This is a genomic window from Pseudomonas sp. NPDC089392 (assembly GCF_044749595.1).
In the GTDB taxonomy this organism is placed as follows: Bacteria; Pseudomonadota; Gammaproteobacteria; order Pseudomonadales; family Pseudomonadaceae; genus Aquipseudomonas.
Map to the genome: position 1 here is coordinate 91259 of NZ_JBIVIF010000015.1, position 19867 is coordinate 111125.

Sequence of the window (19867 nt, forward strand, 5' to 3'; positions counted from 1 at the left end):
AGCCAGGAGGCTTCGCGCTTACTCATGACTGATCGACTGGAATCACTATGTCCAGCTGCACCCCTGTTTCTGCCCTGTCCCTGCGTGGGACCCTCGCCGCCGTCTGCGGCTCGCTGTTCGCGCCCGTGGCCCTGGCCGCCGACCCTGGCCATGAAGGCCATGCGCACGCTGCACCCGAGCTGAGCCCGACGGTGATTACCGCCGTGGCCCCGAGTTCGCCACTGACCGTGGTCACCAACCCGAAAGACCCGCGCCAGCCAGTGCCGGCCAGCGACGGCGCCGACTACCTGAAGACCATTCCCGGCTTTTCGGCGATCCGCGCCGGCGGCACCAATGGCGACCCGGTCCTGCGCGGCATGTTTGGCTCGCGCCTGAACATCCTCACCAACGGCGGCCTGATGCTCGGCGCCTGCCCCAACCGCATGGACGCCCCTACGTCCTACATTTCGCCGGAAACCTACGACCGCCTGACCGTGATCAAGGGCCCGCAAAGCGTGATCTGGGGCCCTGGCGGCTCGGCAGGCACCATCCTCTTCGAGCGCGAACCGGAAAAGTTCGGCACCCTCGGCAGCCGGGTCAACGCCAGCCTGCTGGCCGGTTCCAACGGCCGTTTCGACAAGGTGCTGGACGCCGCTGCCGGCAACAGCCAGGCCTATGCCCGCTTCGTCGGCAACCAGTCACGCTCGGATGACTACCACGACGGCAACAACGACACCGTGCCGTCGCGCTGGGACAAGTGGAACGGCGACGTTGCCCTGGGCTGGACGCCCGATCAAGACACCCTGCTGGAGCTCACCGCCGGCAAGGGTGATGGCGAGGCCCGCTATGCCGGGCGCGGCATGGACGGCTCGCAGTTCAAGCGCGAAAGCCTGGGCCTGCGCTTTGAAAAGTCCAACCTAGGCGAGGTGCTGGACAAGGTCGAGGCGCAGGTCTACTACAACTACGCCGACCATGTGATGGACAACTACAGCCTGCGCACGCCGTCGGGCAGCGGCATGATGGGCATGCCGATGGTCAGCAACGTCGACCGCCGCACCTTGGGCGCACGCATCAAGGCCACCTGGCGCTGGGCCGACGTGCAGCTGATCAGCGGCATCGACGCGCAAACCAACGAACATCGCCAGCGTGGCGGCATGGGCGTGGACGCGCACAAGGGCCAGGCCTGGACCAAGGATGCCGACTTCCACAACTACGGCGCCTTCAGCGAACTGACCTGGTACATGAGTGGCGAAGACCGGCTGATTACCGGCGCCCGCCTGGACCGCGCTTCGGCCCGCGACTTCCGCCAGGGCAGCGCCACCGAAGGCGACACCCGCGCCGACACCCTGCCCAGCGGCTTCGTGCGCTACGAGCACGACCTGGCAGCCATCCCGGCCACTACCTACATTGGCCTCGGCCATGCCCAGCGCTTCCCCGACTACTGGGAGCTGTTCTCGCCCAAGCTGGCACCACCCAGTGCGGCCAATGCCTTTGACGGCATCAAGCCAGAGAAGACCACCCAGCTCGACTTCGGCATCCAGTACCGCACCGAGCGCCTGGAAGCCTGGGCCTCGGGCTATGTCGGGCAGATCCGCGACTACATCCTGTTCGACTACCGCACCGGCATGATGGGCATGAGCACCTCGCAGGCGCAGAACATCGACGCCCGCATCATGGGTGGCGAACTGGGCGCCGCCTACTTGCTGACTGAAAACTGGAAGGCCGACGCAACGCTGGCCTACGCTTGGGGCAAGAACAGCAGTGATGGCAAAGCGCTACCGCAAATGCCACCCCTGGAAAGCCGCCTGGGCCTGACCTACAGCCGCGACGTGTGGAGCGTCGGCGCCCTGTGGCGGCTGGTGGCGGCGCAGAACCGCATTGCCGAGAACCAGGGCAACGTGGTTGGCAAGGACTACGCCAAGAGCGCCGGCTTCGGCGTGTTCTCGCTTAACGGTGCCTACAAGGTGAACAACAACCTCAAGCTCAGCGCAGGGGTCGACAACCTGTTCGACAAAACCTACGCCGAGCACTTGAACCTGGCCGGGAACGCCGGGTTCGGTTACCCGGCAAGCGATCCACAGCCGGTCAACGAGCCAGGCAGGACCTTCTGGACCAAGGTCGATTTCAGCTTCTGACAACAACAACGGGCGCAGCTGCGGTTGCGCCCATCAGCTGGTCAAACAGGAGGTTCCCATGAGAGGAACACGCATCAACTTCTACAACCTGGCCTGGCGTTGGCACTTCTATGCGGGGCTGTTCGTGGCCCCGTTCATGATCCTGCTGGCAATCACCGGGATCATCTACCTGTTCAAGCCGCAGCTCGACCCGCTGCTGTACCGCGACCTGATGGTGGTCGAAGCGGGCCACCATCGACAGGGCGCGGATGCGCTGCTGGCAGAAGTAAGGCAGGCCTACCCCAAGGGGCACGTCGGCCAGTACCTGCCGCCGCTGAACGCCGAGCGCAGCGCGCAGTTCGTGGTGCATGACGGCGGGCGCGAACTGAACGTGTTCGTCGACCCGTACAGCGGCAAGGTGCTGGGCGCGCAGGACGGCAAGCAGAACCTGCAGGCCATCGCCCGTGCCCTGCATGGCGAACTGATGGTTGGCACGGTGGGTGACCGCCTGGTGGAACTGGCTGCGGGCTGGGGCATCGTACTGGTGGTGTCGGGCCTGTACTTGTGGTGGCCACGCGGGCGCAATGGCGCGGGTGTGTTGTGGCCACGGCTGTCGGCACGCGGCCGGCTGATGTGGCGCGACCTGCACGCGGTAACCGGCTTCTGGGGTTCGGCCTTGCTGTTGCTGATGCTGGTCAGCGGCATGACCTGGACCGGCATGTGGGGCAAGCAGTACGCCGATTTGTGGAACCGCTTCCCGGCGGCCATGTGGAACGACGTGCCCAAGTCGGACCAGCAGGCGGGCGAGCTGAACAGCGCACACCGCCAGACCGTACCCTGGGCGCTGGAAAACACGCCGATGCCGCAGTCCGGCGCACACGCCGAACATGCCGGGCACCACATGATGTCGGCCGCGCCCGCAGCGCCGCAGGTGAGCGTGCAGCAGGTCGAAGACATCGCCACCGCGCGCCAGGTCGAGCCGGGCTACAGCATCACCCTGCCCACCACCGCAGACGGGGTGTTCACCATTGCCGTGTTCGCCGACGACCCGCGCAACGACGCCACCCTGCATGTCGACCAGTACACCGGCAAGGTGCTGGCCGATGTGCGTTGGCAGGACTACAGCCCGGTCGCCCGCGCCACCGAGCTGGGGGTGATGCTGCATGAAGGCAAGATGTTCGGCGCGTTCAACCAGATCATCATCCTGCTGGTGTGCCTGATGATTCTGCTGGGCTCGGTGAGCGGGCTGGTGATGTGGTGGAAGCGCCGGCCTGAGGGTGGGCTGGGCGTGCCGCCGCTGCGCCATGACTTGCCGCGCTGGAAGACGGCGGTAGGGGTGATGCTGGTGCTGGGGGTGATGTTCCCGCTGGTGGGGGTGTCGATGGTGGTGATGTGGGTGGTGGATAGTTTGGTGGTGAGACGGCGACGGGTGCTGGCAAGCGCCTAAGGTTTGACCTGTACCGGCCTCTTCGCGGGTGAACCCGCTCCTACAAAGGCCGCGCAACCACAGGTTATGCGCGGTCGGTGTAGGAGCGGGTTCACCCGCGAAGAGGCCGGTACAGGCAAAACACTGCTACCCAAATGTAGAGTCGATCTGTCGCGCCCCGAACCGGAACGCGCGTGTTAGCCTAGCCGGCTACCTCAGACAAGAAGACCGACCTTACAAGGGAATGCAGCCTATGACGCAAACCTCACCCACACCACCTGATGAGCAGCACCTGCAACGCAACCTGACCAACCGCCACATCCAGCTGATCGCCATCGGCGGCGCGATCGGCACCGGCCTGTTCATGGGCTCGGGCAAGACCATCAGCCTGGCCGGGCCGTCGATCATCTTCGTCTACATGGTCATCGGCTTCATGCTGTTCTTCGTCATGCGCGCCATGGGCGAGCTGCTGCTGTCCAACCTCAACTACAAGTCATTCATCGACTTCTCCGCCGACCTGCTCGGCCCCTGGGCCGGCTACTTCACCGGCTGGACCTACTGGTTCTGCTGGGTGGTCACCGGCATCGCCGACGTGGTCGCCATCGCCGCCTACACGCAGTTCTGGTTCCCCGACCTGCCGCAGTGGATACCGGCGCTGACTTGCGTAGGCCTGCTGCTGTCGCTGAACCTGGTGACGGTGAAAATGTTTGGCGAGCTGGAGTTCTGGTTTGCCCTGGTGAAGATCGTCGCCATCCTCGGCCTGGTCGCCACCGGCCTGTACATGGTCATCACCGGCTTCACCTCGCCCAGCGGGCGCACTGCGCAACTGGCCAACCTGTGGAATGACGGCGGCATGTTCCCCAACGGCCTGATGGGCTTCTTCGCAGGCTTCCAGATTGCCGTGTTCGCCTTCGTCGGCATCGAGCTGGTGGGCACTACTGCAGCTGAAGCAAAGAACCCGGAGCGCACCCTGCCGCGGGCGATCAACTCGATCCCGGTGCGCATCATCGTGTTCTATGTACTGGCGTTGATCGCCATCATGGCGGTAACCCCATGGCGCGACGTCGTACCGGGCAAGAGCCCGTTCGTCGAGCTGTTCGTGCTGGCGGGCCTGCCGGCAGCGGCGAGCATCATCAACTTCGTGGTGCTGACTTCGGCAGCCTCGTCGGCCAATAGCGGCGTGTTTTCTACCAGCCGCATGCTCTACGGCCTGAGCCAGGAAGGTGATGCTCCAAGTGCTTTCGAAAAACTGTCGAGCCGCTCGGTACCGGCCAACGGCCTGTATTTCTCCTGTATCTGCCTGCTGCTGGGTGCAGTGCTGATCTACCTGGTGCCGAACGTGGTCGAGGCGTTCACCCTGGTCACCACCGTTTCGGCGGTGCTGTTCATGTTCGTCTGGACGCTGATCTTGCTGTCGTACCTGAAGTACCGCACGCACCGCGCGGCACTGCACCAGGCGTCGAAGTACAAGATGCCGGGCGGGCGCTTCATGTGCTACGTGTGTTTGGTGTTCTTCGCCTTCATCCTGGTGTTGCTGAGCCTGGAGGCGGATACCCGCTCGGCGCTGGTGGTGACGCCAATCTGGTTCCTGTTGCTGGCGGTGACCTATCAGTTCGTGCGTAGCCGCCGTCATCCGCGCTCGGCGGTGCGTAACGGCTGATGGCCTCGGGGGCTGCTCTGCAGCCCATCGCGACACAAGGCCGCTCCTACAAGGGAACGCGATCTCCTGTAGGAGCGGCCTTGTGTCGCGATGGGCCGCAAAGCGGCCCCAATCCTGTGCACACAAATCCCACAGGCACCAACCTGGCCCGCACAAACGCCCCAACACCTCGCACAACCCCTCTATTCCGCCGCTTTCGCCACTAGGCACACCCCTTGCAACACCCCTCCCCGCTTGCCCAACACATAAAAACTCAGCGGAGAGAGCACATGAAGCGTCGCAGTCTGATCAAGGCCTTTACCCTTAGCGCATCGATTGCCGCAATGGGCCTGAGCTGGAGCATCCAGGCGGCCGAGACCATCAAGGTCGGCATCCTGCATTCGCTGTCAGGGACCATGGCCATTTCCGAGACTTCGCTCAAGGACATGGCGCTGATGACCATCGAGCAGATCAACGCCAAGGGCGGGGTTAACGGCAAGATGCTCGAACCGGTGGTGGTCGACCCGGCCTCCAACTGGCCACTGTTCGCTGAAAAGAGCCGCCAACTGCTGACCCAGGACAAGGTCGCAGTGGTGTTCGGCTGCTGGACTTCGGTGTCGCGCAAGTCGGTACTGCCGGTGTTCGAGGAGCTCAACGGCCTGCTGTTCTACCCGGTGCAGTACGAGGGTGAAGAGATGTCGCCGAACGTGTTCTACACCGGCGCCGCGCCCAACCAGCAGGCCATCCCGGCCGTCGAGTACCTGATGAGCGAGGACGGCGGCAGCGCCAAACGCTTCTTCCTGCTGGGTACCGACTACGTCTACCCACGCACTACCAACAAGATTTTGCGTGCCTTCCTGCACAGCAAAGGCGTGGCCGACAAGGACATCGAAGAGGTGTACACGCCGTTCGGTCACGCCGATTACCAGACCATCGTCGCCAACATCAAGAAGTTCTCCGCGGGCGGCAAGACGGCGGTCATCTCCACGGTCAACGGCGACTCCAACGTGCCGTTCTACAAGGAGCTGGCCAACCAGGGCCTGAAGGCCACCGACGTGCCGGTGGTGGCGTTCTCGGTGGGCGAAGAAGAGCTGCGCGGTATCGACACCAAGCCGCTGGTGGGCCACCTGGCGGCGTGGAACTACTTCGAGTCGGTGGATAACCCGGTCAACCAGAAGTTCGTCGCCGACTGGAAGGCCTACGCCAAGGCCAAGGGCCTGCCGGGCGCCGACAAGGCGGTGACCAACGACCCGATGGAAGCCACCTACGTAGGCATCCACATGTGGGCGCAGGCGGCGAAAAAAGCCAAGTCCACTGATGTGGACAAGGTGCGTGAGGCGCTGGCCGGGCAGAGTTTCAAGGCGCCTTCGGGCTTTACCCTGACCATGGACAAGACCAACCACCACCTGCACAAGCCGGTGATGATCGGCGAGATCCAGGATGACGGGCAGTTCAGTGTGGTGTGGGAAACCGAGCAACCGCTGCGGGCGCAGCCTTGGAGCCCGTTCATTCCGGGGAATGACAAGCGGCCTGATTACGCCGTGAAAGGTAACTGAGTACGGGGGCCGCTTTGCGGCCCATTCGCGGGTAAACCCGCGAAGAATCCAACCCCGATTTCCAGGATTGCCCGCATGCTCAGACTGCTGCTCACCCTGTTCCTGTTAATCCCCCTGGCAACCCAAGCCAGCGAGGGCGAATTCTTCCTCACCGCCAAGCCCGCCGAGCAGGCCCAACTGCTCGAAGGCTGGGCGGCACAACCCGATGCCGCGCGCCTGCCGCTGCTGGACAACCTGCGCCAAGGCCGCATCGCCGCCGACGACACCCGCAAGCTGCGCCTGAACAACCGCCTGCGCGGGCTGATCGACAACGCCCTGGCCAGCCACCAGCTGCTCAGCCACAACAGCGCAACCCGCCTGGCAGCTGCCCAACAGCTGCAGAAGAGCGCACAACCGGCGCAGATGGCCTTCCTCGACCGGCGCTTCGCCAGCGAGCCGGACCCTGCCGTACACGCCGCCCTCGGCCTCGCCCTGGCCAACCTGCAACTGGGCGCCAGCGAGCCGGCCGTACGCCTGGCCGCCGTACGCCTGCTAGGCGAGACCGGCGACCCACTGGCCCGCACCCGCCTCGAAGCCCTGCTGCAACCCGACGCAGAAACCGATGCCGGTGTGCGCACCGCTGCCGAAACCAGCCTGGCCCAGGTGCAGCGCAAACTGCTGGTCGGCGAGCTGCTCGGCCAGGCCTTCAGCGGCCTGTCGCTTGGCTCGATCCTGTTACTGGCCGCACTCGGCCTGGCAATCACCTTCGGCCTGCTCGGGGTGATCAACATGGCCCATGGCGAGATGCTGATGCTCGGCGCCTACAGCACCTACATGGTCCAGGTGCTGCTGCAGCGCTACGCCCCCGGTGCCATCGAGTTCTACCCGCTGATCGCCCTGCCGGTGGCCTTCGCCGTCAGTGCCGGGGTCGGCATGGCGCTGGAACGCACGGTGATCCGCCACCTGTACGGCCGCCCGCTGGAAACCCTGCTGGCCACCTGGGGCATCAGCCTGATCCTGATCCAGGCCATCCGCCTGCTGTTTGGCGCGCAGAACGTCGAGGTCAGCAACCCGGCGTGGCTGTCCGGTGGTATCCAGCTGCTGCCCAACCTGGTGCTGCCGTACAACCGCCTGGTCATCATCGGCTTCGCCTTGGCCGTGGTGCTGCTGACCTGGCTGCTGCTCAACCGCACGCGGCTGGGCCTGAACGTGCGGGCCGTTACCCAGAACCGCAACATGGCCGCTTGCTGCGGTGTATCCACCGGGCGTGTCGACATGCTCGCCTTCGGCCTCGGCTCGGGCATCGCCGGGCTGGGTGGCGTGGCCCTGAGCCAGGTCGGCAACGTGGGCCCGGACCTGGGCCAGAGCTACATCATCGACTCGTTCCTGGTGGTGGTGCTCGGTGGTGTCGGCCAGTTGGCCGGCAGCCTTTGGGCGGCATTCGGCCTTGGCATCGCCAACAAACTGCTGGAGCCGCAGATCGGCGCCGTGCTCGGCAAGATCCTCATCCTTGCGTTGATCATTCTGTTCATCCAGAAGCGCCCGCAAGGCCTGTTCGCCCTCAAGGGACGGGTAATCGACTGATGAACCAGCCACTGCTTGTCACTGCTACGCAAAAGGCCGGGCCACGCCTGTCGCTGGCGATCGGCGCCGTCGTCGTCCTGCTGCTGGTGGCCCTGCCACTGCTGTCACTGCTACCGGCGGACCATGCCCTGCAAGTGTCGGCCTATACCCTGACCTTGGTCGGCAAGATCCTTTGCTACGCCATTGTCGCCCTGGCCCTGGACCTGGTCTGGGGCTATGCCGGGCTGCTGTCGCTGGGCCACGGGCTGTTCTTCGCCCTGGGCGGTTACGCCATGGGCATGTACCTGATGCGCCAGGCGGCCGGTGACGGCCTGCCGGGGTTCATGACCTTCCTGTCGTGGACCGAGCTGCCGTGGTACTGGGCCGGTACCCAGCACTTTGCCTGGGCCTTGTGCCTGGTGGTGCTGGCGCCCGGGCTGTTGGCCCTGGTGTTCGGCTGGTTCGCCTTCCGTTCGCGGATCAAGGGCGTGTACTTCTCGATCATGACCCAGGCCCTGACCTTCGCCGGCATGCTGCTGTTCTTCCGTAACGAAACCGGCTTTGGCGGCAACAACGGCTTCACCAACTTCCGCACCATCCTTGGCTTCGACATTACTGCGCAAGGCACCCGGGCGGTGCTGTTCCTGCTCACCGTCGGCCTGCTGTTGGCCAGCCTGTACCTGTGCTGGCGCCTGACCCGCAGCAAGTTCGGCCGCCTGTTGACGGCGGTGCGCGACGCCGAGAACCGCCTGATGTTCTGCGGCTACGACCCGCGCGGCTTCAAGCTGCTGGTGTGGGTGCTCAGCGCCGTGCTGTGCGGCCTGGCCGGGGCGCTGTACGTGCCGCAGGTGGGCATCATCAACCCCAGCGAAATGTCGCCGACCAACTCCATCGAAGCCGCGGTGTGGGTGGCCCTGGGCGGGCGCGGCACACTGATCGGCCCGCTGCTCGGTGCCGGCCTGGTCAATGGCATGAAAAGCTGGTTCACCGTGGCCTTCCCGGAGTTCTGGCTGTTCTTCCTTGGCGCGCTGTTCATCCTCGTGACCCTGTACCTGCCCAAGGGCGTGGTCGGCCTGTTGAAGAAAAGGAGCCAGCCATGAGAGGCGTGCCCCCGGTACACCCTGAATTCATGCTGGAACCGGTGTTCGACCAGCTCGGCGCCGGCCGCGATGCCATCGGCCTGGGCCACAGCCGCAAGGCTGGCCTGGACACCCGCCACGGCACGGTGCTGAGCCTGGAAGACATCAGCGTCAGTTTCGATGGTTTCAAGGCGCTGAACGCGCTGAACCTGTACATCGGCGTGGGCGAGTTGCGCTGCATCATCGGCCCCAACGGTGCCGGCAAGACCACCCTGATGGACGTGATCACCGGCAAGACCCGGCCCGACAGCGGTGCCGCGTACTTTGGCGACACCCTCGACCTCACCCGCATGAGTGAATACCAGATCGCCCAGGCCGGCATCGGCCGCAAGTTCCAGAAGCCCACAGTGTTCGAGGCGCTGACAGTATTCGAGAACCTGGAGCTGGCACTGAAGACCGACAAGTCTGTGTGGGCCAGCCTGGCAGCACGGCTGGGCGGTGAGCAGCGCCAACGTATCGAGGAAGTGCTGACCACCTTGCGCCTGCTACCCCTGGCCCAGCGCCCGGCCGGGCTGCTGTCGCACGGGCAGAAGCAGTTTCTGGAGATCGGCATGCTGCTGGTGCAAGAGCCGCAATTGCTGTTGCTGGATGAGCCAGTGGCGGGCATGACCGATGCCGAGACCGAGTTCACCGCCGAGCTGTTCAAGGGCCTGGCCGGCAAGCATTCGCTGATGGTGGTGGAGCATGACATGGGCTTTGTCGGCAGCATTGCCGACCATGTGACGGTGCTGCACCAGGGCAGCGTGCTGGCGGAGGGGTCGCTGGAGCAGGTGCAGGCGGATGAGCGGGTGGTCGAGGTTTATCTGGGCCGCTAGATCTTTAAACCTGTGCCGGCCTCTTCTCGCGGGTGAACCCGCTCCTACAAAGGAAACCGCCAGCCGTGGCATTACGCGGTCCATGTAGGAGCGGGTTTACCCGCGAAGAGGCCGGCACAGGCACAGCAAAACCTTCAGGAACACCAACATGCTCAAGATCGACACCCTGCACCAATACTACGGCGGCAGCCACATCCTCCGGGGCCTGTCCTTCGAAGCCAAGGTCGGCGAAGTCACCTGCCTGCTCGGCCGCAACGGCGTGGGCAAGACCACCCTGCTGCGCTGCCTGATGGGCCTGGTACCGGCCCGCGACGGCAGCATCGAATGGGAAGGCAAGCCGATCACCGCGCTCAAGCCCCAGCAACGCGTCCACGCTGGCATCGCCTACGTACCCCAGGGCCGCGAGATCTTCCCGCGCCTGACCGTTGAAGAAAACCTGCTGATGGGCCTGTCGCGCTTCCCGGCCCGTGAAGCCCGCGAAGTACCAGCGTTCATCTACGAACTGTTCCCGGTACTGGAGCAGATGAAGCAGCGCCGCGGCGGCGACCTGTCCGGTGGCCAGCAGCAACAACTGGCCATCGGCCGCGCCCTGGCCAGCCGCCCGCGCCTGCTGATCCTCGACGAACCGACCGAAGGCATCCAGCCCTCGGTCATCAAGGAAATCGGCGCAGTCATCCGCCGCCTGGCCGAGCGCGGCGACATGGCCATCCTGCTGGTAGAGCAGTTCTACGATTTTGCCGAAGAACTGGCCGACCAGTACCTGGTCATGGCCCGTGGTGAGATTGTCCAGCGCGGCCGCGGTGAAAACATGCAAGCCGAAGGTGTGCGCGACCTGGTAACCATTTAATCTGCAAACAACCACCCTGCGAGACGCTGTCATGAGTTACGAAATCCGCGACGCCCTGCCCACCGACGTGCCGGGCATTCTCGACATCTACAACGACGCCGTGCGCAACACCACGGCGATCTGGAACGAAACCCCGGTGGACCTGGGCAACCGCCAGGCCTGGTTCGAAGCACGGGCGCAGCAGGGCTATCCGATTTTGGTGGCCGTGGATGAGACCGGTGTGCTGGGCTATGCCTCGTTTGGCGACTGGCGGCCATTTGAGGGCTTTCGCCTGACCGTGGAGCATTCGGTGTATGTGCGGGGTGACCAGCGTGGCAAGGGGCTGGGGCCGGTGTTGATGGCGAAGCTGATAGAGCGGGCGCGGGCGTGTGGCAAGCATGTGATGGTGGCGGCCATCGAGAGTGGCAATGCGGCGTCGGTGCGCATTCATGAGCGCCTGGGCTTTGTGGTGACCGGGCAGATGCCACAGGTGGGGGTGAAGTTTGGCCGCTGGCTGGACCTGACCTTCATGCAGCTGGTGTTGAACCCGGGGGCTGAACCAAGCTGAGTTATATATTTGCAGGCCCGGCCTCTTCGCGGGTAAACCCGCTCCTACAAGGACCGCACATTCCGGAAACCTGTGCTGAACCTGTAGGAGCGGGTTTACCCGCGAAGAGGCCGGGCCTGCAACCCTCACATCTGGGTAAACCTGCCCAACCGCTGCTTCAGCATGCTGTTCTCGCTGCGCAACTGCTGCACTTCCTGCAGCAACTCCAGCGCCAGCGCCACCCCTTCCCACTCCAGTTCCAGTTCCTGATGCAGCTTCGCCGCACGCTTGGCCAATAACGGCGCCTGATCGTCAAACAGCCAGTCCTCCGGCGTTCGCCCGGAAGGTTCGACAATGCCGTGCTCGACGATTTCGATCACGCAGTCCGCCGTCACATCGGCTTCCTGACACAAGGTACGCATGTCCAGTTGAACGATCAGGGTGCTGCTCATGGTCACTTACTCCATTGTGTCCTCGGGTTGAACGCAGCCTTCTCGGAAAGCTTTGTCCACAGTTCGCGGGCAGACTCGTCGGATGCAGGCGGCATCACCACTTTCAGCTGCGCGTACAGGTTGCCGCGCTCGCCGTTCTTGTTGGCCAGGCCCATGCCCGGTACGCGCAGGCGCTGGCCGCTCTGGCTGTCGGGGCGGATGGTCAGGTTGATCTTGCCGGTCAGGGTCGGCACGGCCACCTTGGTGCCAAGCGCAGCCTCCCACGGTGCCAGTGGCACGGTGATGATCAGGTCATGACCTTCGACATCGAACAGCGGGTGCGGTGCCATGCGAATGGTCAGGAATAGGTCGCCATTGGCCCCGCCACCACTGCCCGGCGCGCCCTGGCCCTTGAGGCGGATGCGCTCGCCGTCGGTCACCCCGGCCGGAATCTTCACGTTCAGGGTCTTGGTGGTGAAGCCGGTGCGCTGGCCCATGGCATTGGTTTGCGGCACCTGGAAGCTGATTTGCTTGGACTCCTTGCTCAGGGTCTCTTCAAGGAATACCGCCAGTTCAAGCTCCACGTCCTGCCCCCGCCTGCCGGCACTGCGTTGCTGCTGCCGGGCGCCACCAAAGGGGTTGCCACCGCGGTTACCAAAGATCGAGCTGAAGAAGTCGGAGAAATCGCCGCCCTCGAAACCGCCGCCCGCACCGCCACGGCTCTCCCAGCCCGGTGGCGCCTGGAATGGCCGGCCATGCTGGCCGCCATACTTGCGAATCTCGTCGAATTCGGCACGTTTCTGCGTGTCGCCCAGCACTTCGTAGGCCTCGTTGGCCTCTTTGAACTTGTCCTCGGCGTCGCGCTCCTTGCTGACATCGGGGTGATACTTGCGCGCCAGCTTGCGGTACGCGGCCTTGATCGCCTTGTCGTCCGCCGTGGGCTCTACGCCGAGTATCTTGTAATAGTCTTTGAAGTCCATCTGTGGATCACCAATGTGAAAGTGCGTGTTGCAACTGAAGATGCAACTAAAGATAGGGGTCAAGCATAGCCTTTCAAGACCGCCTTGGGTTTGCTCCATCGCAGACGACTGGTCTTGATTCTGTAGCCAACTGGCATACACTGCGCGGCCGTTTTGCCTCCGGAAGCTTTTTCCCCATGTCTGACGTATCCCCGGCCCGCGCCTTGGGCATCGACTTTGGCACCTCCAACTCCACGGTCGGCTGGCACCGCCCTGGCGTCGAGTCGCTGATTGCCCTGGAAGACGGCAAGATCACCTTGCCTTCGGTGGTGTTCTTCAACATCGAGGAGCGGCGCCCGGTGTATGGCCGCCTGGCCCTGCACGAATACCTGGAAGGCTACGAAGGCCGGCTGATGCGCTCGCTGAAAAGCCTGCTGGGTTCGAAACTGATCAAGCACGACACCAGCGTGCTGGGCAGCGCCCTGCCGTTCAAGGACCTGCTGGGCATGTTCATCGGCGAGCTGAAAAAGCGTGCCGAGGCCGCCGCGGGTCGTGAATTCGACCAGGTGGTGCTGGGCCGCCCGGTGTTCTTCGTCGATGAAGACCCGGCCGCCGACCAGGAGGCCGAGGACACCCTGGCCGACGTGGCGCGCAAGATCGGCTTCAAGGACGTGTCGTTCCAGTACGAGCCGATTGCCGCAGCCTTCGACTATGAATCGGGCATCAGCCGCGAAGAGCTGGTGCTGATCGTCGACATCGGCGGTGGTACCTCGGACTTCACCCTGATCCGCCTGTCGCCCGAGCGCCACCTGGTTGCCGAGCGGCAGAGCGACATCCTCGCCACCGGTGGCGTGCACATCGGCGGGACCGACTTCGACAAGCAACTGAGCCTGCAGGGCGTGATGCCGCTGTTCGGCTACGGCAGCCGCATGAAGAGCGGCGCGCTGATGCCGACCAGCTATCACCTCAACCTGGCCACCTGGCACACCATCAACGCCCTGTACTCGCAGAAGTCGCAACTGGCCTTGGGCAGCATGCGCTATGACATTGAGGACAGCTTCGGCATCGACCGCCTGTTCAAGCTGATCGAGCAGCGCGCAGGGCACTGGTTGGCGATGGAAGTGGAAGCCAGCAAGATCGAGCTGACCGAGCACGACAGCCGCCGCATCGACCTGCGTCGGGTCGAGCCTGAGCTGACGGCGGAATTGACCCGCGTGCTGTTCGAAGAGGCGATCGAAGGGTTGCTGGAGCGGGTGCGTGGCAGCGTGACCGAGTTGCTGGCCAAGGCTGGGGTGAGCGAAGGGCAGGTGGACACGGTGTTCTTCACCGGCGGTTCCAGCGGGATTCCGGCGCTGCGCAACAGTGTGGCGGCGATGCTGCCGAATGCGCGGCATGTGGAAGGCAATATCTTTGGCAGCATTGGCAGCGGGTTGGCCATCGAGGCGCGCAAGCGGTATGGCGTAGCCTGATCCATCTCTATTAGCCTGTCCCGGCCTCTTCGCGGGTAAACCCGCTCCTACACAGCCACCACATCCTTGTAGGAGCGGGTTTACCCGCGAAGAGGCCAGCACAGGTCAACACACAATCAAACCAGCTCCGCCCGCTTCAGCTCACTCTTCAGGTAGGCATAGTAGACCGGCCCCGCCACCACCCCAGGCAGCCCGAACGCCGCCTCGAACACCAGCATCGCCAACAACAGTTCCCACGCCTTGGCACTGATCTGCCCGCCCACGATCTTCGCGTTGAGGAAGTACTCGACCTTGTGGATGACGATCAGGTAACCCAGCGCCGCCGCCGCCACCCAGATCGACAGCGACAAACCGACGATGGTGATCAGCGTGTTGGACATCAGGTTGCCGATCACCGGCAGCAGGCCCAGCAGGAAGGTCAGCACGATCAGCGTCTTGGTCAGCGGCAGGTGCACGTCGAACAGCGGCAATACCACGGCCAGGAAGATGCCGGTGAAAGCGGTGTTGAGCAGCGAAATCTTGATCTGCGCGAAGACGATATTGCGAAACGCATTAACCAGCAGGTTGAGACGCTCGAACAGTGCAGCCGCCAGTGGTTTGCGTCGGGAAATGTCGGGGATGCGCTGCAGGGCGATGATGGCGCCGAGAATCATGCCGATCAGCAGCGTCACGAACATGTGCGCCATGCCCTTGCCCACCAGTTGCAGGTCGCTGAGGTGGCTCTTGATCCAGTCACCGATGGCGACCTTGAACTCGGCAGCACTGGCTGGCAGATAGCCTTCGATGAATGGCGGCAGCTGGCCACGGGCGCGCTCCACCAGGGCCATGAACTTGTCCAGCGAGGCCCCGGGGTTTTCCGCCTCGTGCAGCAGGAAGCTAAAGGCACCGGCAATCAGCAGGGCCAAGGTGGTCACCACCAGCGTGCCCAGCAGCGCCACGGCCAGCCAGCGGGCGCGTTGCCCGGCTATCAAAGGTTGCAGGCGCGGGGTCAGCATGTTGACCAGTTCGAACACCAGCAGGCCGGCCAGCAGGCTGGGCAGCAACTTCAGGGGCAAAGCCAGCAGCAGCCCGGCCATGACGATGATCAGACTGGCCAGGGTGATCTGACGGGGGGTGAAAGTCATACAGCCTCGACGGCAGACAGCGGGAATGCCCGCAGTCTGCCAGCCTTGACGGCGCAGGCATAGGCGCAGGTCATTTCTTCTTCAGGCAGTCACTCATGAACGCCTTGCGCTCGTCACCCTTCAGGGCTTTGGTGGTGGCGTCAGCATTGCAGGTTTTCATCTTGTCCTGCTGGGATTGCGGCACGTCCTTCTTCAGGCAGGTGCTCATGAAGGCTTTGCGCTCATCACCCTTCAGTGCCTTGGTGGTGGCGTCGGCGTTGCAGGTTTTCATCTTTTCCTGCTGCGCGGTATTGGCGGCGAAACCTTGGGCGCTGAACAACACCGCCAGCACCAGCAATGGGATTTGCAGCACTTTCATGGAGTGGTCTCCTTGGCTCCGCGCCCGATGCACGGGGGTCGAGCTGAGTGTAGCCAAGAATTCTCAGCGCCCCGCCCGCGCCTGGCGGCGGTATTGCTCGGGCGTGCACTGGGCCTGGCGCTGGAACATGGCAATGAACGCCGAGGCGCTGCTGTAGCCCAGGTCGAAAGCAATGGCCTGAATCGGCAGGCCGGCTTCCAGCGCTTCGATGGCGCGCAGAAAACGCAGACGCAGGCGCCATTCGCCAAAACTGATGCCCAACTCACGCAGGAACTGGCGAGCCAGGGTGCGTTCGCTGACATGCACACGGGCGGCCCACTCGGCCAGCGGGCGGTTGTCACCCGGCTCGGCGCTGAGCGCGTCGAGCACCTGGCGCAGGCCATCGCTTTGGGCAAACGGCAAGTAGCAGGCCTGGGTGGGCGCCAGCAGCAACTGGTCGAGCAGTACCTGCACCAGGCGCTGGTCGCGCTCGCTATCGGCCACCTTGAGGTCACGGCGGGCGAAGTCGGCGAGGATGGCCTTGAGGATGTCGCTGATCATCAGGCTGCACGGTTGCTGCGCCAGCGCTGCGCACAAGCTGCGGTCCAGGTACACCGAGCGGTAGACGATGGCCTGGGGGTTGTAGCAGCCATGCGCGGTGTCGGGCGGTACCCACACGGCGTAGTGCGGCGGCGACAGAAAGCGCTGGCCGGCAACCTCCAGGTGCATCACGCCATGGGCGGTGTAGTTGAGCTGGCCCCAGGCGTGTTGGTGCAGGGCACTGTGGGTGTCGGCGCCGAACTCGTCGTGGCGGAAGTACACCGGGGCCGGGAGCTCGGTGAACTGGGGGATGTCGAGGTATTTGCGTTGCATGCTGACTGTTTGGCGGGGTGGGTTGTCTGGATAGGAGTATAGGCTTGTGGACGGACAACCGATAATACAGGCCTATCGAGGGCCTGCTTTGCAGGCCTTCGCGGGTAAACCCGCTCCTACAACGGTCAGCGTTGCCATGGGAAAGATCCGCGTTCCATCGGGCTTGCGCGGTCCTTTGTAGGAGCGGGTTTACCCGCGAAGGGCTGCAAAGCAGCCCCAATCAGCCCAAAACGAGTACCCCGCTACATGAACTACCTGTTCCCCCTCACCGCCATCCTCATCTGGGCCGGCAACACAGTGGTCACCAAGATGTCCGCCGGTGCCATCCACCCCGCCGAGATCGGCTTCTACCGCTGGCTGCTGGCCGCGCTGCTGTTCACCCCGTTCCTGCTGCCCACGGTGTGGCGCAACCGTGCAGCCATCCGCCCGCACCTGGCCAAGGTGTTCGTGCTTGGCGTGCTGGGCATGGCGCTGTACCAGAGCCTGGCCTACTTCGCCGCCAGCATCACCAGCGCCACCAACATGGGCATCATCCTCTCGCTGATGCCGCTGATGTCGCTGGCGCTGTCCATCGCCTGGCTGGGCCAGCGCCTGAGCTACGGCGCCCTGCTGGGCGCTGTAGTGTCGTTCTTCGGCGTGCTCGAAGTGGTCAGCGCCGGCCACCCCGCCAGCCTCCTGCAGCAAGGCCTGAACAGCGGCGACCTGCTGATGCTGGTGGCCACCCTGGCCTACGCGCTGTACAGCTTCCTGCTGAAGAAATGGCAGCTGCGCCTGCCACCGATGCAGCTGCTGTACCTGCAGGTGCTGGTGGCCATCATCGTCTTGCTGCCGTTGTTCCTGCTTTCGGACAAGACCGGCCTGAACAGCCACAACATCGGCCTGGTGCTGTACGCCTGCGTGCTGGCCTCGATGATCGCACCGTTGGTATGGATGCAGGCCGTGCACCGCCTGGGGCCAAGCCGCACCACGCTGTTCTTCAACCTGCTGCCGCTGGTTACGGCGCTGATCGCTGCCGTGGTGCTTGACGAGCAACTGGCCAGCTACCACCTGGTCGGCGGCCTGCTGACCCTGGCGGGCGTGGTGCTGGCCGAGCGCTGGACCACGCCGATCCGTCGCTAGAGCCCTGAGGCCTTGAGCCGCGCGGCGTGTTCAGTGAACAGCCGCACCGGCTCGGCGCCTTTGCCCACGGCGCCGAGCGACTGGTTGACGATGTCCAGGTGATCGAGTGGGTAGTCATCACCGATCACTTGCCCCAAGTGCGAACTGAAGCGCCCGACCATGCCGTCGCAATGGCCCTTTTCCTTGACGAAGCTGCGCGCGAACAGCCGACAGAAGCGGCTACTGCCATCGAAACGGTTGCGCCCCTGGTCGGTCAGGCCGGGCTGCAAGGTGCCAGACCAGGAGTAATAGCGCACGCCATTGACCTCATAGGCCCCTTCGCCACCCCAGGTGCTAGGCAGTCCCTGTGGATAAGCCTGGTTGAACAACGCTACCCCGGCGCTGGTCAGCGACTGGTGCGAGGCATGCACATCCACCGGCAGCGGGTCGCGGCGCCAGCCGGTTTCCAGCCACACCAGCAGCACGGCAAAGCCATGTAGCAGCGCCTTGAGGATGCGCCCCTGAGGGGAGTTGCCCGGTGCCGTACGCTCCAGGTGGTCGGCCAGTTCCGAGCCATGGTTGGGCCCTGCCACCGACGTGACCGACGCCACCCGATCGGGCCGCTTGGCCGCTGCGTAGCGTGCGCTCAAGGCGCCCTGGCTATGGCCGATGAGGTTGACCTTTTCTGCGCCGGTGCGCTGGCAGATGTCTTCGATGATCTGCAGCAACTGCTCGCCGCGCACCTCGCTGGAGTGCAACGGCGAAACCTGCACCGGAAACACCTGCGCCCCGCCTTTGCGCAAGGCCGGCACGATGCCGAACCAGTAGGGGTAGAGCACCATCCGGACAAACCCGAACATGCCCGGCACCAGCACCAACGGGTATCGCGTGGCCAATTCCTGCTGCATTGCCCCCAGCCCCTTTCCGTGGACGACTGGCCAACACTACAGCGGCCATCATGACCATCGCAATCGAACTCCCGGCGCGCGCAGCGGTTCCAAACCACACAGACCCTTTGCAAGGAGCGGGACCATGTACAAGCAGACCCTGGCAATCCTTCTGGCAGGCGCCACCCTGGCTGCCTGCAGCAGCCACCCGGAAAACCCCGTGGACCACGTCACCTATCGTGAAGAACCGCTGGTCAGGCAGGTGGAGAACGGCATGACCATGCAGAAGGTCATTGCCATTGGCGGCAGTCCATCGAACGTGATCGACCTGCCGCACGGGGGCACCTGCAACGACTACATCCTCAACCGCGACGGCCACCAGCAGCCCTACTACGTGCGTTTCGACGCCACTGGCCACGTTGATGCCAAGGGCTTCAAAACCTGCAAACAACGCGAAAAAGACAGCGACGCCACTCACGGCGCGTGAGTCTTTCAGGACCTGCCATGACCACCCTGAAGCTTACGGAGATGAACATGAATGCGACTGAACTGACCGATGTGCAAACCCTGCGCGAACGTGCCCGCCAGCACGTCGAGCAAGGCGCGGTGACCGAGGGTTACCACGCAGACCGCCAACAGATCCTGCGCCTGCTGAATGAATCGCTGGCCACGGAGCTGGTTTGCGTGTTGCGCTACAAGCGCCACTACTTCATGGCCAGCGGTATCAAAGCCAGTGTGGCTGCTAGCGAGTTTCTCGAACATGCCAACCAGGAAGCCGAACATGCCGACAAGTTGGCCGAACGCATCGTGCAGTTGGGCGGCGAGCCGGATTTCAATCCGGACAACCTGACCAAGAACTCGCACGCGCAGTATGTGGCGGGCACTTCGCTGAAGGAGATGGTGCTGGAGGACCTGGTGGCGGAGCGGATTGCGATTGATAGCTACCGCGAGATCATTCAGTACATTGGTGATAAAGACCCGACTACCCGGCGTATCTTTGAAGACATCCTGGCGCAGGAAGAAGAGCACGCGGACGACATGTCCGACCTGTTGCAAGGGCTGTAATCGCTGGGGCTGCTTTGCAGCCCATTCGCGGCACAAGGCCG

At 63.9% G+C, this 19867-nt stretch carries 19 protein-coding genes; 13 read left to right on the plus strand and 6 right to left on the minus strand.

The window, feature by feature from the left end:
* Positions 1-47 precede the first annotated feature (47 nt).
* The 9 genes from ACIP1G_RS15225 to ACIP1G_RS15265 all read left to right on the plus strand — a co-directional run bounded on the left by ACIP1G_RS15225 (position 48) and on the right by ACIP1G_RS15265 (position 11604).
* Complete coding sequence (locus ACIP1G_RS15225; RefSeq protein WP_400738358.1) at positions 48-2114, plus strand: TonB-dependent copper receptor; 2067 nt, start codon at positions 48-50, stop codon at positions 2112-2114.
* Positions 2115-2172: 58 nt separating this feature from the next.
* The gene (locus ACIP1G_RS15230; RefSeq protein WP_400738360.1) at positions 2173-3540 is read left to right on the plus strand and encodes a PepSY-associated TM helix domain-containing protein; all 1368 of its coding nucleotides are present in this window, start codon (positions 2173-2175) and stop codon (positions 3538-3540) included.
* Between the two features lie 232 nt (positions 3541-3772).
* Positions 3773-5179: a D-serine/D-alanine/glycine transporter gene (cycA, locus tag ACIP1G_RS15235; protein ID WP_400738363.1), complete on the plus strand. Its 1407-nt coding sequence runs from the start codon at positions 3773-3775 to the stop codon at positions 5177-5179.
* A 269-nt stretch (positions 5180-5448) separates the two neighbouring features.
* Positions 5449-6714 (plus strand): urea ABC transporter substrate-binding protein, encoded by a 1266-nt coding sequence (gene urtA / locus ACIP1G_RS15240; RefSeq protein ID WP_400738366.1) that lies wholly within the window; start codon positions 5449-5451, stop codon positions 6712-6714.
* Positions 6715-6789: 75 nt separating this feature from the next.
* The gene (gene urtB, locus ACIP1G_RS15245; RefSeq protein ID WP_400738369.1) at positions 6790-8277 is read left to right on the plus strand and encodes an urea ABC transporter permease subunit UrtB; all 1488 of its coding nucleotides are present in this window, start codon (positions 6790-6792) and stop codon (positions 8275-8277) included.
* Complete coding sequence (gene urtC, locus ACIP1G_RS15250; RefSeq protein WP_400738372.1) at positions 8277-9356, plus strand: urea ABC transporter permease subunit UrtC; 1080 nt, start codon at positions 8277-8279, stop codon at positions 9354-9356. Before urtB ends, urtC begins: the two co-directional genes overlap by 1 nt.
* A complete protein-coding gene (gene urtD, locus ACIP1G_RS15255) occupies positions 9353-10210 on the plus strand; it encodes an urea ABC transporter ATP-binding protein UrtD (RefSeq protein WP_400738375.1) in 858 nt (285 codons plus the stop codon). The genes urtC and urtD overlap by 4 nt, the downstream gene beginning before the upstream one ends.
* A 148-nt stretch (positions 10211-10358) precedes the next feature.
* Positions 10359-11057 (plus strand): urea ABC transporter ATP-binding subunit UrtE, encoded by a 699-nt coding sequence (urtE, locus tag ACIP1G_RS15260; RefSeq protein WP_400738378.1) that lies wholly within the window; start codon positions 10359-10361, stop codon positions 11055-11057.
* Between the two features lie 31 nt (positions 11058-11088).
* Positions 11089-11604: a GNAT family N-acetyltransferase gene (locus ACIP1G_RS15265; protein ID WP_400738381.1), complete on the plus strand. Its 516-nt coding sequence runs from the start codon at positions 11089-11091 to the stop codon at positions 11602-11604.
* A 125-nt stretch (positions 11605-11729) separates the two neighbouring features.
* Here the strand turns inward: ACIP1G_RS15265 and ACIP1G_RS15270 are convergent, their stop codons facing one another.
* Both ACIP1G_RS15270 and cbpA read right to left on the minus strand, forming a co-directional pair.
* The gene (locus tag ACIP1G_RS15270) at positions 11730-12035 is read right to left on the minus strand and encodes a chaperone modulator CbpM (protein WP_201202507.1); all 306 of its coding nucleotides are present in this window, start codon (positions 12033-12035) and stop codon (positions 11730-11732) included.
* Positions 12036-12037: 2 nt separating this feature from the next.
* The gene (cbpA, locus tag ACIP1G_RS15275; protein WP_400738385.1) at positions 12038-12994 is read right to left on the minus strand and encodes a curved DNA-binding protein; all 957 of its coding nucleotides are present in this window, start codon (positions 12992-12994) and stop codon (positions 12038-12040) included.
* Between the two features lie 176 nt (positions 12995-13170).
* On the opposite strand from cbpA, the gene ACIP1G_RS15280 reads away from it, so the two are divergent.
* Positions 13171-14442 (plus strand): Hsp70 family protein, encoded by a 1272-nt coding sequence (locus ACIP1G_RS15280; protein ID WP_400738388.1) that lies wholly within the window; start codon positions 13171-13173, stop codon positions 14440-14442.
* Between the two features lie 116 nt (positions 14443-14558).
* Here the strand turns inward: ACIP1G_RS15280 and ACIP1G_RS15285 are convergent, their stop codons facing one another.
* The 3 genes from ACIP1G_RS15285 to ACIP1G_RS15295 form a co-directional block, all read right to left on the minus strand.
* Positions 14559-15566 (minus strand): AI-2E family transporter, encoded by a 1008-nt coding sequence (locus ACIP1G_RS15285; RefSeq protein ID WP_400738390.1) that lies wholly within the window; start codon positions 15564-15566, stop codon positions 14559-14561.
* A gap of 70 nt (positions 15567-15636) precedes the next feature.
* Positions 15637-15924, minus strand: a complete 288-nt coding sequence (locus ACIP1G_RS15290) for a PsiF family protein (protein WP_400738393.1) — start codon at positions 15922-15924, stop codon at positions 15637-15639.
* Positions 15925-15987: 63 nt separating this feature from the next.
* A complete protein-coding gene (locus ACIP1G_RS15295; RefSeq protein WP_400738396.1) occupies positions 15988-16776 on the minus strand; it encodes an AraC family transcriptional regulator in 789 nt (262 codons plus the stop codon).
* A gap of 246 nt (positions 16777-17022) precedes the next feature.
* On the opposite strand from ACIP1G_RS15295, the gene ACIP1G_RS15300 reads away from it, so the two are divergent.
* A complete protein-coding gene (locus ACIP1G_RS15300; protein WP_400738399.1) occupies positions 17023-17895 on the plus strand; it encodes a DMT family transporter in 873 nt (290 codons plus the stop codon).
* On the opposite strand, the gene ACIP1G_RS15305 is transcribed toward ACIP1G_RS15300, so the two are convergent.
* Entirely contained in the window at positions 17892-18782 is an 891-nt protein-coding gene (locus ACIP1G_RS15305; protein WP_400738402.1) for an alpha/beta fold hydrolase, read from the minus strand. The genes ACIP1G_RS15300 and ACIP1G_RS15305 overlap by 4 nt on opposite strands.
* A 124-nt stretch (positions 18783-18906) precedes the next feature.
* On the opposite strand from ACIP1G_RS15305, the gene osmE reads away from it, so the two are divergent.
* Together osmE and ACIP1G_RS15315 are read left to right on the plus strand one after the other, a co-directional pair.
* Positions 18907-19248, plus strand: coding sequence for an osmotically-inducible lipoprotein OsmE (osmE, locus tag ACIP1G_RS15310; protein ID WP_400738405.1), 342 nt, complete (start codon positions 18907-18909; stop codon positions 19246-19248).
* 47 nt (positions 19249-19295) lie between these two features.
* Positions 19296-19826 (plus strand): bacterioferritin, encoded by a 531-nt coding sequence (locus ACIP1G_RS15315; protein WP_400738447.1) that lies wholly within the window; start codon positions 19296-19298, stop codon positions 19824-19826.
* Positions 19827-19867 lie beyond the last annotated feature (41 nt).